At 36.3% G+C, this 12,962-nt stretch carries 11 protein-coding genes; 5 read left to right on the forward strand and 6 right to left on the reverse strand.

What is annotated here, in order from left to right; genetic code table 11:
• Positions 1 to 79 precede the first annotated feature (79 nt).
• Positions 80 to 1,321, forward strand: coding sequence for a hypothetical protein (locus ACTIEI_RS04735; protein ID WP_439505134.1), 1,242 nt, complete (start codon positions 80 to 82; stop codon positions 1,319 to 1,321).
• A 4-nt stretch (positions 1,322 to 1,325) separates the two neighbouring features.
• A complete protein-coding gene (locus ACTIEI_RS04740; protein ID WP_439505135.1) occupies positions 1,326 to 2,672 on the forward strand; it encodes a TlpA family protein disulfide reductase in 1,347 nt (448 codons plus the stop codon).
• Between the two features lie 2 nt (positions 2,673 to 2,674).
• Here the strand turns inward: ACTIEI_RS04740 and ACTIEI_RS04745 are convergent, their stop codons facing one another.
• From ACTIEI_RS04745 to recR, 6 genes are all read right to left on the reverse strand, one after another.
• Complete coding sequence (locus ACTIEI_RS04745) at positions 2,675 to 3,865, reverse strand: ATP-binding protein (protein ID WP_439505136.1); 1,191 nt, start codon at positions 3,863 to 3,865, stop codon at positions 2,675 to 2,677.
• 61 nt (positions 3,866 to 3,926) lie between these two features.
• Positions 3,927 to 6,632, reverse strand: coding sequence for a methionine synthase (gene metH / locus ACTIEI_RS04750; RefSeq protein ID WP_439505137.1), 2,706 nt, complete (start codon positions 6,630 to 6,632; stop codon positions 3,927 to 3,929).
• Positions 6,633 to 6,635: 3 nt separating this feature from the next.
• A complete protein-coding gene (locus ACTIEI_RS04755; protein ID WP_439505138.1) occupies positions 6,636 to 7,667 on the reverse strand; it encodes a homocysteine S-methyltransferase family protein in 1,032 nt (343 codons plus the stop codon).
• A 202-nt stretch (positions 7,668 to 7,869) separates the two neighbouring features.
• Complete coding sequence (locus ACTIEI_RS04760; protein ID WP_439505139.1) at positions 7,870 to 8,391, reverse strand: YceI family protein; 522 nt, start codon at positions 8,389 to 8,391, stop codon at positions 7,870 to 7,872.
• 42 nt (positions 8,392 to 8,433) lie between these two features.
• On the reverse strand, positions 8,434 to 8,850 hold the full coding sequence (locus ACTIEI_RS04765; RefSeq protein WP_439505140.1) for an OB-fold protein: 417 nt from the start codon (positions 8,848 to 8,850) through the stop codon (positions 8,434 to 8,436).
• A gap of 64 nt (positions 8,851 to 8,914) precedes the next feature.
• Positions 8,915 to 9,529 (reverse strand): recombination mediator RecR, encoded by a 615-nt coding sequence (recR, locus tag ACTIEI_RS04770; protein WP_439505141.1) that lies wholly within the window; start codon positions 9,527 to 9,529, stop codon positions 8,915 to 8,917.
• A gap of 43 nt (positions 9,530 to 9,572) precedes the next feature.
• Here recR and serC point away from each other — a divergent pair, with 43 nt between their 5' ends.
• From serC to ACTIEI_RS04785, 3 genes are read left to right on the forward strand one after another with little or no spacing between them, the layout of a single operon-like run.
• The gene (gene serC / locus ACTIEI_RS04775) at positions 9,573 to 10,643 is read left to right on the forward strand and encodes a 3-phosphoserine/phosphohydroxythreonine transaminase (RefSeq protein WP_439505142.1); all 1,071 of its coding nucleotides are present in this window, start codon (positions 9,573 to 9,575) and stop codon (positions 10,641 to 10,643) included.
• Between the two features lie 52 nt (positions 10,644 to 10,695).
• On the forward strand, positions 10,696 to 11,931 hold the full coding sequence (locus ACTIEI_RS04780) for a DUF1015 domain-containing protein (RefSeq protein WP_439505143.1): 1,236 nt from the start codon (positions 10,696 to 10,698) through the stop codon (positions 11,929 to 11,931).
• 6 nt (positions 11,932 to 11,937) lie between these two features.
• Positions 11,938 to 12,954: a tetratricopeptide repeat protein gene (locus ACTIEI_RS04785; protein WP_439505144.1), complete on the forward strand. Its 1,017-nt coding sequence runs from the start codon at positions 11,938 to 11,940 to the stop codon at positions 12,952 to 12,954.
• The last annotated feature ends 8 nt before the right edge of the window (positions 12,955 to 12,962 follow it).

Consider the following 12,962-nt stretch of genomic DNA (forward strand, 5'->3'; position numbering starts at 1 on the left):
CTAAATAAGAATAAAATAAAGTACTTAAAACGAAATAAGATTAAATCTCACAATATTCATTTCTAAATTCAAATAATTAGTGCCTGCATTAAAAACGTTTATGTTAAAAAGGATAAATAGCAAATTAAGGTATAGTGTTATAACTTCAGCTCTCTTGCTAATTAATGCAGTATTCTTTCAATTAGCTGTAAAGGGGAATCCCATCTATGTAAACAATAATCCTGTATATAATAAAAGTTATGCATTACAGGATAGTCTTATTTATTTTAAAATCATTGATTCTATTACAAAGGAATCTATTCCATTTGCAACGATTGTTTTTATTGAAAATGACATAAATGAAATGTCTATTGTTTCAAATGAAGATGGCTCATTTTCTATTCCCAATTCAAGCTTCCCCAAAAAGGTCAAAATTTCTGCAGTTGGTTATGAAGAACAACTGTTTTATTTGTTTCATGTTAATCGGTTGCTTTTGAAGCCATTAAAGAGCTTATTACCTGAAATTATTATTAGAAGTAAGGCAATGAAATCAAGGAGCGCAAACGCAATAATTAAACACGTAGCTAATCGCTTTGAGGATAACTATGGCAATTTTTCTTTTAGTCAAAATTTAAAATTTTCCTCAGTAATTTATAATTACGACTCTTTAAAAGAAAAGGCTGAAGAATTTGTAAAGGTATATTATCGAAATGCTGATAAAAGCATGAAATCTCCAAATTGGATTAAAGACACTTTATATCAGGATAAACTTTTCACCAAATTTATTGGAGTTCCCCGATTATGTACAGGTGATATTATTCCATGGTTTGATATGCTCCGAAAAGGGTTACCAATTGATGGAAATAATAATAAAGGATTAGACTTTAAACTTGTTTCCAAATACCAGGATGAAAAATATGGTCTTATTTATATTGTAAGTTTCATGCCCAATCAATCTTTTAAAGATTCATTTTTAGGTAGAACTGTTGGAGGGTTAGCAAGAGGGTACCTGAAAGGAGAAGTTAGGATAAGAGAATTTGATTATTCAATTATTAGATTGAAATTTATCTGGGAAATGAAAGTTGAATCTCTTAATAGAGCCACAACCAATTTATTTCATACTAAAACATGGAATGCAAATCGTGTTACAAAATTGATATCAGATAAAATAATTTACAAGTATGATTATATGTATAATAAGGATGTTCATACTGGTAAATACTTTATCGACTCAATCAATGCGGAATGCTTTAATTCAGGGTATCAAATCGAAACTAATCGTAACTTACTTTTAAACATAAAATTTAATGTTAGTAATAACGGAATTGAGAAGGAAAAATGAATCTATGAAAAAGCTCAGCATCTTATTTTGTTTATTTGTCTCTTTACTTTCTGCCAAGGCACAAGAATTTAAAGCAGTTAAAATTTCTGGTAAAGCCATTAATTTTAATAATTCGGTTGAAGTGGAAGATATGACTGAGTTTAAGGACATTAGCTTATCCTCTAACGAACGAATTTTCGTTCCTGACTCAAATAAAAACTTTTCAATTCAATTTAAAATAGCAATACCTGGTTATTATCGTATAGGTCGAAATATTATATATATATCGCCTGGTGATGATATTAACGCTACCATTGATCGTATAAATCCAACTAAATCTATTTTTAGTGGTTCTCGTCAAATTGAAAATACTTATTTGAAGCTTACACCTTATCCGAAGCAGGGATCTTTTTTAGATGGCGAAACGGGTATCCAATCGTCTATCGCAAAAACAATTGATTATATTCTCACTAAAAGTAAAGAGAGAAGCCAGCAATTGGATAGTATTAGACGAATGGTTTCGCCTGATTTTTACCGATTAGAATCGGTTAGAATTAAAGCGGATATTATCAATAGCTTTATGAATATACCTATTTATTATAGTTGGGTTCATAAAACTTCAACAGATAGTGCTTTAATGATTCAGCAACAAAGAGATTCTTTGACTAAGCCGATTATTGCAAAACTTTCGAAGGGGTTAGTTGATCCCCTTCATTTGAAATTAGTGGTTTACCGTGATGTATTAAACACAATCCTCCAAAATCAACCTTCAACTTTTTCGATACCACAGAAAATTAATGATTGGTTTAAGGCAAGTGCTATTAAACAGAAAGCCATTACTTTGGATAATAAAAATGACTTAATTGCCTTATATAAAGGAATCGATTCAATTAATACTGATGTGTATAAAAATGCAATTGCATCTACCATAGCTCAGTTAACTCAACTCAATCAGGGAGACCCAGCAATTGATATTTTATTTACAAATACGGATAATCAAACAATTCCACTTTCCAACTTTAAAAACAAAGTAATTTACTTAGAGTTTTGGGCAACTTGGTGTGGGCCGTGTTTAGCCGATAAACCAAAAATGGAATTATTAAAACAACAATTTAAAAATGATGATTCCATAGTATTTTTATCCGTTTCCATTGATGACAACCTTGATGCATGGAAAAAGTATTTGATTAAGCAGGGTGTATCCAAAGATGAGTTTATTGTTGACCGAAACAAACTTTCTAATTACAACTTACTTTCTGTGCCAAGGATGATTTTAATTAATAAAGACTTTACTATTGAACAATTGTATGCACCAGGTCCTGGTAATAAGCAACTCATTCCTTTGTTGACTAAAATGAGACTAAAACCATAGTTTTAATACATAAACCCAAATAGCCATAACGGTATTTTGGTTCCAATTCCTATTTCAATTTCATCTGCTGCAATGATGTGTTTTTCAGTTGCTTTCACTTGTTTAGCCGTTTTATTTTTTCCGCCTACTTCTATATGATAGCCTTCTGTCAAGAAATCACCTTCTTTAGGCGCAGATACAACCAAACCAGCATTTTGCAATTGATTAAAGAGAAATGTCTCCCTTAAATTACCTATATCTGGGGAACTGGTTAATGCGTATGATAGATTCGTATTCTCTAAATAGATTTTTTCCGGTTTTTGCAAAGTTGAAATTCCTTTCCCCGAGGCTTGTAAGGTGTTGATTATTCTTGCCTGTGTTAGCTGAGATATATAAGTATAAAGACTGTCTCTACTTATGTCTAATTTTTGCGCTAATGCACTAATATTTGGTTTGAATGGAACCGACTCTGCAATTACAGCAATTAATTTTTTCACTTTTAGCGCAGTGCCTGGTCCATAAGATGCAATAAATGCTAAATCTGTTTCAATTACTGCATTGATGATTTGATTCAGCTTTATAGGATATTCTTTTTCACCTTCCGCTGTAATGGGCAAATAACCATACTGTAAATATTTTTTGAATAGCGGGAGGGGGTGTAGGTCTTCTGTTATTTTAGCTGCTATTTGGTGATGATTTTTTAGTAAGTCTTTAAACGAATAAGCTTTTAATTTTTGTTGTGTTGAAAATTCTATGAACTCTCTAAATGATAATCCTGCTAAGCTATAGTGAATCACTCTTCTGCTTAAATCGGCTTCTCCTCTATATATATCTAGTGCACTTGAGGCGGAGAATATTATTTTTAAATCGGCAAACCCATCGTAAATATTTTTTAATTCTCTTGACCAATTCGGATACTTATGAACTTCGTCAATTATTAAAATACGCCCTCCCAATTTATACCAATCTTCTGCAGTTTCTAGTAAAGAGTGATTATAAAACCATGTATGATCTGTTGTTACATACAGCGCATTTGCTGGTTGTTTTAAATCAAATTTTAAATATTGTAGTAATAAGGTTGTTTTGCCAGAACCCCTTGGGCCTTTAATACCAATCATTCGTTGGTTCCAATTAATATTGGCATGAAGGTACCTGCGAAAATTATTGTGAATGCCTTTTAATAAGCCAGCCTGAAAACTAAATAGGGTTTCCATAAATGTCGTTTGTATTCGACAAATATACTATTAAAATGTCGAATATAAACGACAAAAATTCTTACAGTATCGGCCTCAACCACTTCTCAGCAGTTGCTTCGTCCATGCCTTTGCGGGCTGCATAGTCCTTAAATTGGTCTTGCTCTATTTTGCCAATTCCAAAATACTGACTCTGCGGATGCGAAAAATACCAACCACAAACTGATGATGCTGGATACATGGCCAAGCTTTCTGTTAAGGAGATTCCTGCATTGTCTTGTGCACTCAGCAAATCAAATAATTTATATTTCTCTGTATGGTCTGGACAAGCTGGATAGCCTGGTGCTGGGCGAATACCCTTGTATTGTTCTTTAATTAACTCTTCTGGGCTCAATTGTTCTTGTGCATCGTATCCCCAATATTCTTTACGGGTATGCAAGTGCAATGCTTCTGCAAATGCTTCTGCAAATCGATCGGCCAATGCTTGCAACATAATTTTATTGTAGTCGTCGTGTGCCGCTTCAAATTTTTCTAAATGTGGTTCTATACCATGAATGCTTACTGCAAATGCACCAATATGATCTTTTTTATTCGCAGTTGCTGGGCTAATAAAATCGGCCAATGATAAATTGGGTTGTCCGGGTGCTTTCTTGATTTGTTGACGATGAAAACACAATTGCACTTTGTTATTTTCTGTTCGTACTTCTACATCGTCATGGTTGCTGGCTGCTTCCCAAAATCCTATCACACCTTTTGCTGTTAACCATTTTTCTGCTATGATTTTATCTAACAAAGCATTGGCATCATTGTACAATTTGGTGGCTTCTGTTCCAACCACTTCATCGGTTAAGATGGCTGGAAAATTGCCATGCATTTCCCAAGTAATGAAAAATGGTTTCCAATCTATAAATGTTCTTAACTCATTCAAATCGTAATGGTCAAATACTTTGGTGCCTGTAAAGCTAGGTGTAGGGGGAGTATAACTGTCCCAATCAATAGCCACTTTATTTTTCAATGCCTCTGCATAAGGCAGGTATTGCTTCACCGATTTTTTGTTGTCGAATCCTTCTTTTAGTTTGCTGTACTCTTGTACTAACTCCTCTAAGAATGGGGTCTTTAGCTCTTTATTCAATAAAGAACCCGCAACCGTTACGCTTCTAGATGCATCTAGTACATGCACAACACCATTTCCATATTCTGGTGCAATCTTTACAGCTGTATGCATTCTGGATGTAGTAGCCCCTCCAATTAATAATGGCTGCTTCATATTCCTGCGCTTCATTTCCTTGGCTATATGCACCATTTCATCTAAAGATGGTGTAATCAATCCACTCAATCCTATAATATCTGCTTTCTCTCTTTCTGCTGCTTCTAAAATTTTATCTGCTGGTACCATTACCCCCATGTCTACAATATCATAGCCATTACAACCTAGTACTACACCCACAATATTTTTTCCAATATCGTGTACGTCTCCTTTTACAGTAGCCAACAAAATTTTTGCTGCACCTGCGGTTTCCTCATTCACGGTTCCTGCCGCTAAGTGTGCTTGCTTTCTGTCTTCTTTTTCTTGCTCAATATATGGGGTTAAAATGGCCACACTTTTTTTCATTACGCGGGCACTCTTTACCACTTGTGGTAAAAACATTTTTCCTGCTCCAAATAAATCGCCTACGATATTCATGCCATCCATCAATGGTCCTTCTATCACATCCAATGGTCTTGGATATTTTTGTCTGGCTTCTTCTGTGTCTTCGTCTATATAATCGGTAATACCATTGATTAATGAATGCGCCAATCTTTTTTCAACGGGCTCTTTTCTCCAGGCTTCATCTTTTATTTCTACTTTTCCCTTGGCCTTAACGGTTTCTGCGTGTTGGATTAATTTTTCTGTGGCTTCGTTGTTGTCGTTGTTTCTATTCAAGATCACGTCTTCGCATAAAGCCCTTAGGGTGGGTTCTATTTCATCGTACACCACCAACTGTCCTGCGTTTACAATCCCCATATCCATACCCGCTTTAATGGCGTGTAATAAGAATACAGAATGGATGGCTTCTCTTACATGGTCGTTGCCTCTAAATGAAAATGATACATTTGATACACCGCCTGAAACTTTTGCCAATGGCATCAATCGTTTGATTTCTCTGGTGGCTTCTATAAAATCTACTGCATAGTTATTGTGTTCTTCTATACCTGTTGCAATCGCAAAAATATTCGGGTCGAATATGATATCCTGTGGATCAAAACCTACTTGCTCCGTTAATATCTTATACGCGCGATGACAGATTTCTATTTTTCTATCCTTGGTATCTGCTTGTCCTACTTCATCAAATGCCATTACAATGACTGCTGCCCCAAATGATTTACAAATGAATGCTTGCTCTATGAATTTTTCTTCTCCTTCTTTCATAGAGATAGAGTTCACAATACATTTTCCTTGCACACATTTTAATCCTGCTTCTATGATCTCAAATTTGGAGCTATCAATCATGATGGGAATACGCGCGATATCTGGTTCGCTTTGCAGCAGGTTTAAATAAGTGGTCATGGCACTTACGCCTTCTAACAAAGCATCGTCCATGTTCACGTCTAATATTTGCGCGCCGCTTTCTACTTGTTGTCTGGCAACAGATAGTGCTTCTTCAAATTTATTTTCTCTGATTAAGCGTGCAAATTTCTTTGAACCTGTTACATTGGTTCTTTCGCCTACGTTTACAAAATTGGTCTCTGGTCTAATAACCAAAGGTTCTAATCCGGCAAGCCTTAAATATGGTTTGATTGTACTCATTGTTTAAATGGTTGTTTCAACCACAGGTAATTGTCTGGGTTGCATTTTTCGAACGTTGTCTGCAATATGTTTAATATGATCGGGTGTTGTTCCGCAACATCCACCTACAATATTCACGAAACCTTCTTTGGCCCACTCTTCAATAAAATGGGCTGTTTCATGCGGTGCTTCATCGTATTCTCCCATTGCATTGGGTAAGCCAGCGTTTGGATAGGCCGATGTATAACAGGCCGCTATTTGTGATAACTCTTCTATATGACTTCTCATTTCTGCGGCACCTAATGCACAGTTTAATCCAATGCTGATGGGGTTCGCGTGCATTACGGAAGTGTAAAATGCTTCTAATGTTTGTCCACTCAGGGTTCTTCCTGATGCATCGGTAATGGTTCCGCTGATCATGATGGGTAGTTCTGGTATGCCCTTGTCTCTGAAATATTTTTTAGCTGCGTAAATAGCTCCCTTTGCATTCAGTGTATCAAAAATGGTTTCGATTAATAAGATGTCTACACCTCCATTCACCAATCCATCAATTTGTTCGTAATAAGCATTGGCCACTTCGTCAAATGTGACAGCTCTATATCCTGGATTGTTTACATCGGGTGATAAGCTCAGTGTTTTATTTAATGGGCCTATTGCACCGGCTACAAATTTGGGTCCTGTGCCTGGATGTTTTTGCATAAACTCCGCTACTGCTTCGCGGGCACATTTAGCAGCGGCTACGTTCAACTCATAAGCCAAACTTTGCATATCGTAATCTGCCATTGCAATGGTAGTACTACTGAATGTATTGGTTTCAATAATGTCTGCACCTGCTTCTAAATACAACAAGTGGATGCCCTTAATAATTTGTGGTTGTGTAATGCAAAGTAAATCATTGTTTCCCTTTACATCTAAATGCCAATCTTTATACTGCTCACCTCTGTAATCGGCTTCGGTTAATTGATGCCTTTGTATCATTGTGCCCATGGCACCATCTATTACAAGGATTCTTTTCTGGAGTTCTTCTTTTATTAGCATAGCTATTGGTTCAATCACTTTTAGTAAGTTAAATAACCAATAAACGCCAGAATGTGTGTGGGGGATGCACTTCAAACGTTTATTAGTTCTAAAAACTAACCCATAGCGGTATACTACCGTATTGGCTAGGACCTTGGCTGAACAATAAACAAATCCACCAAAGTCGGTGCAAAGATACACCCATATTGTATTCTAGCAAAATATAGCCCTTCGTAAATGCCTATTGATACACTGCATTGATGTCTGCATTCACTTTTTCTGTAACTGCTGATGCATCAATATTAAAGTCTTTCATTACAATCGGAAATTTTCCGGTTGCTGAAACTTTGCCTGCTTTTACAGTGATTAAACCATTTACGGTTAAAGGTTTCGTTACGCCGTGTAGCGTAAGTGTTCCTTTTGCAACCACTTTGTAAGTTCCATCTTTGGTAAAGTTTACGTCTTTGATATTGCTGATATTTCCTTTGAATTCTGCTCTTGGAAATTTATTGCTCTCTGCATAATCGTTGTTGAACTTCTCTTGCATTTCTGCGTACTCAAACTTGAACCCTTTAACCAATAAACTAAAACTCATTTGTCCATTATCGGATAATCTGCTGGCCACTTCATTGTTCACCGCTTTCACGTCTTCATCGTTCGTGGCAATGAAACTTACTTTTGCATTTCTTGTTCCAAATTGTTTTTGGGCATTTAATTGAGTAAAGCCAATGGTTAGAGCGGCTATTAATATTATTTTTTTCATATTATCTAATTAGCTGGGTTTATAATTTTTATAAATGTTCAATTAAGGTACAAGCACGCCTTCGTTAATCACCACATTGGCGTCTGGTATATAGCCGGTACAAATTCCTTTGAAACGGATGGTAGTTCCGGGTTTTAGTGCTCCTGGGTTAGTTTTAAACGTACAATTAATCACAAAAAATGCATCGTCTGTTTTAAAATTCACCACCGATTGTCCGTCTTGATTGGTGCTTTGGTCTAATACTTCTCCCTCTATTTCGATGGCTTTGTCTAAATATTTTGTGTTGGCTGCCGCTTCATCATTTTTAAATGCTTCAAATAAAGCTTGGGCCTTGATGGCAATCGCATTTTCGGTGGTTACGTCACGGTGCGGCTTGGTAAAGATTCTATAAACGATGATCCCGCCGGTAACGGCGCCAACCATTACCAGGGTTAATATGATTTTAGTCCACTTTTTCATGTGTCAGCTATTTTAATGTTTAAACAACGAAGTTAGGTTTTTGTTTGGATTTGGGTTTCAAAACTTACTGTACATACTGCTGAACGGGCAATCTATTGGCAATGCTGCGGGCTAATGTCATTTCATCTGCATATTCCAACTCTCCTCCAAATGCTATGCCACGTGCGATGGTAGTGACTTTACATTTTAAATGAGCAATCTTTTTCTGTATAAAATAAATGGTGGTATCCCCCTGAATATTGGGGCTGAGTGCAAATACCAGTTCATCCACTTGTTCATGGGTAATTCGCTTCACGAGCAACTCAATGCTCAATTGATCGGGGCCTATTCCATCCAAGGGCGATATAATCCCCCCCAACACATGGTATGTTCCATTAAACTGTTGGGTACTTTCTATGGCTATTACATCTCTGATATTTTCTACCACACAAATGATTTGTTGATTGCGCATGGTATTGGCGCAAATGGAACAGGTTTCGCCATCGCTTACATTGTTGCAGCGTTTGCAAAATTGTATATCCCTTCTCATTTTTGCAATGGTATCTCCAAACAATGCTACATCGTTGATGTCTTGTTTTAATAAATGTAGCACCAGTCTTAACGCCGTTTTTTTTCCAATGCCGGGGAGCTTAGAAAATTGTGCTACTGCATTTTCTAATAAGGTTGATGGGAGTTGCATTATGTAAAGATAATCGGTTTACTTTGTGCTTTAGATTTTGTATATGAAGCTGCATAATTTTAATTCTGGTCCTTCCATTTTACCTCAACCCGTTTTAACCCAAGCGGCTGAAGCCGTATTGAATTATAATAATACTGGTTTGTCTTTGTTAGAAATTGGCCATAGAACGGCTTGGTTTCAAGAAATTTTACAAGAAGCCAAAGATTCGGTGAAGCAATTAATGGAATTGGACGACTCTTATGAAATACTTTTTTTACACGGGGGAGCAACAACGCAGTTTATGCAAGTGCCTATGAATTTGCTCGACACCCAAGCTACCGCAGCCTATTGCGACCATGGTGTTTGGGGAAACAAAGCTTGGAAAGAAGCCAGTTTATTTGGCCATGTAAAAGTGGTGGCCGATAGCAGTGATCAACAATATCGTTACATAAATAAGGGGTTTGATATTCCTTCCGATGCCGCTTATTTACACTTGACTTCTAACAATACAGTAGAAGGTACACAATGGCATGCTTTTCCTGAAACTGCCGTGCCATTGGTGGCCGATATGAGTAGTGATATTTTTAGTAGGCCTGCCAACTACAATCGATTCAGTTTAATTTATGCGGGTGCGCAAAAAAATATGGGTGCTGCGGGTGTGAACCTGGTGGTGGTTAAAAAAGAGATCTTAGGAAAAGTAGCGCGTACAATCCCAACGATAATGAATTACCAGAAACATATTGAAGCGGGTTCTTTAATGAATACCCCTCCTGTTTTTGCGGTTTATGTAAGTATGCTTACCCTTCGTTGGATTATTCAAGAAGGTGGTTTAGATGCAATGGGTATTCGTAATCAAAAGAAATCTTCTTTATTATACGATACCATTGATGCCAATCCTTTATTTGATGCGCCTGTTGCGGTTGAAGATAGGAGTCAAATGAATGCGGTTTTCTTTTTAAAAGATTCTGCTTTGGAAGCGCCGTTTTTAGACCTTTGTAAAAAAGAAGGCATGATTGGGGTGAAAGGGTATAGAACGGTTGGGGGTATCAGAGTAAGCATGTACAATGCTTTACCTATTGAAAGTGTGACTAGTTTTTGTGATTTGGTTCATTTCTTTACTCAAAAGCACGGTTAATACTTCCCTATCATAACTTTTCATTTAAAAATATATCACCGATATTTGCCCAATGGCAATTATTAAACCTTTCAAGGCATTAAGACCTCAACCTCAACTTGCTAAACAAGTTGCTAGTTTACCTTACGATGTATTAAATAGTGTAGAAGCCAAATTGGCTGCCCAAGGAAATTCTTACTCTTTCTTGCATATCACGAAAAGTGAAATTGATTTATCGGATAAGATTGATATTCATGCACCCGAAGTATATGCGCAAGCAAAAGATAATTTAGATGCTTTTATAAAGCGTGACGTATTATTTAGGGAATCTAAAGACTGCTATTATATTTATCAGTTAGTAATGAATGGCAGAAGTCAAACGGGTTTGGTTTGTGTGAGTAGTGTAGATGATTATGAAAATGATATCATTAAAAAGCACGAGTTTACACGCCCTGAAAAAGAACAAGATCGCATCAATCATATTAAAACCACTGGTGCTCAAACGGGTAATGTTTTTTTAGCTTATCGCAATCATGCTGCGGTGGATGCTATTATAGATCATTGGAAGCAAGCCAAGTCTCCTGTGTACGATTTTACTGCTGAAGATGGTATTCAACACAGTATTTGGATTGTGAGTGATTCTGATATTGTTGCTTCAATAACGGCTGTATTTGAAAAAGAAATTCCTTGCACTTATATTGCAGATGGTCATCATAGAGCGGCTTCTGCTGCCAAAGTACGTATGCAATTACAAGAGAAAGCACCTGCAGGAGCGAGTTATTTCTTAACTACACTTTTCCCTTCGAATCAGTTGCATATCATGGATTACAATAGAGTGGTAAAAGATTTGAATGGATTATCTGTTTCAGATTTTTTAACTGCTTTGGAAAAGTCTTTTGAAGTAAGTTTAGTAGGCAAACAAATAGTGAAGCCCGAAGAAATTCATACCATGGGTTTATATGTAGATGGTCAATGGTATAAACTAACTGCAAAAGAAGGTACTTATTCGAATGACCCAATTGGTGTGTTAGATGTATCAATTTTACAAGAACAAATCTTGGGCCCAATCTTAGGTATTTTAGATCAGCGTACCGATAAACGCATCGATTTTGTAGGTGGTATTCGTGGTTTGGGTGCATTAGAACAAAGAGTAGATAGTGGCGAAATGGCTGCTGCTATTAGTTTGTATCCTGTTACGATTGATCAACTATTTGCTATTGCCGATAGTGGTAATGTAATGCCTCCTAAGAGTACTTGGTTTGAGCCTAAGTTGAGAGACGGTTTGTTAACGCATTTAATTGCAGATTAATACAAGATGAAAAAATTATTCTTTATTCTAATCATGGCGGTTTTTGCGGTTAATGTTAACGCGCAAAACCCTACTGTTAAACAGTTTCAGGAATCTGCTATGTCTTTAATGCAACAAGGTGATTTTGTAAATGCGATGGTTGCTTTAGAAAAAGCAAAAGCCTTAGAACCTCAAAATTTAGAGACTTTAAAGAATATTTCGTTTTGTTATTATTTGCAAAGGGAATTTGCGCAATCAATTGATGCTGGCAAATTAGCAATTGAATTACCCAATTCCGATCAACAAAGTTTTCAAATTTTAGGCATGGCTTACAAGTCTATAGCAGACTACGCAGCGGCCAATAAAATTTATAAGCGTGCCCTGAAAAAATTTCCTAATGGGGGTATTATTTACAGTGAATATGGGGAGTGCTTATTGCAAGAAAATAAAAAAGACGAAGCCATTGCTACTTGGGAAAAAGGGATTGAACTAGCACCTTCTTATAGTGGTAATTATTACCATGCTGCTAAATACTATTTCAAAGAAATGAATTGGATAAGGGTGTTAATTCATGGAGAATTGTTTGTGAATTTAGAAAGCTACTCTACTAGAACTTCAGAAGTTAAAAAAGCTATGCTTGAAGCTTATAAAAATATTTTAAGACCAATTGTAAAAACGCCTTACCATTTGGTTCCTAAGTATACAGAATTCGAGAAAAAACAATTGGCTATTTACGAAAAGACAAAGCCATTGGTTGCAGATGGTTTAACTATTGATCATATCAGTAGTATTAAAACCCGCTTACTCATGGAATGGATGTCTGAAAATGCAACCCAATTTCCTTATCAATTGTTTTTGCATTGGCAACATATGATTAGAGAAGGCATTTTTGAAGCCTATAATCAATGGCTATTTGGGGGAGCTTTTGGTGAGGAAGATTACCAAAACTGGCTTAGCACGCATGCCGAAGAGGCCAAAAAATTTACAGAATTTCAGCAAAGTAGAATTTATAGACAGCCTGCCGGTCAATATTATTTTAACTAGTATATACC

It is taken from the genome of Sediminibacterium sp., assembly GCF_051860225.1.
Taxonomy (GTDB): domain Bacteria; phylum Bacteroidota; class Bacteroidia; order Chitinophagales; family Chitinophagaceae; genus Sediminibacterium.

Excerpts from the sequence above, each read along its gene's own strand:
- ACTIEI_RS04740 (WP_439505135.1), top strand. The coding sequence starts at position 1,326 with ATGAAAAAGCTCAGCATCTTATTTTGTTTATTTGTCTCTTTACTTTCT.
- recR (WP_439505141.1), bottom strand. The coding sequence starts at position 9,529 with ATGCAACTCCCATCAACCTTATTAGAAAATGCAGTAGCACAATTTTCT.
- ACTIEI_RS04765 (WP_439505140.1), bottom strand. The coding sequence starts at position 8,850 with ATGAAAAAGTGGACTAAAATCATATTAACCCTGGTAATGGTTGGCGCC.
- ACTIEI_RS04785 (WP_439505144.1), top strand. The coding sequence starts at position 11,938 with ATGAAAAAATTATTCTTTATTCTAATCATGGCGGTTTTTGCGGTTAAT.
- ACTIEI_RS04760 (WP_439505139.1), bottom strand. The coding sequence starts at position 8,391 with ATGAAAAAAATAATATTAATAGCCGCTCTAACCATTGGCTTTACTCAA.
- ACTIEI_RS04780 (WP_439505143.1), top strand. The coding sequence starts at position 10,696 with ATGGCAATTATTAAACCTTTCAAGGCATTAAGACCTCAACCTCAACTT.
- ACTIEI_RS04745 (WP_439505136.1), bottom strand. The coding sequence starts at position 3,865 with ATGGAAACCCTATTTAGTTTTCAGGCTGGCTTATTAAAAGGCATTCAC.
- metH (WP_439505137.1), bottom strand. The coding sequence starts at position 6,632 with ATGAGTACAATCAAACCATATTTAAGGCTTGCCGGATTAGAACCTTTG.
- serC (WP_439505142.1), top strand. The coding sequence starts at position 9,573 with ATGAAGCTGCATAATTTTAATTCTGGTCCTTCCATTTTACCTCAACCC.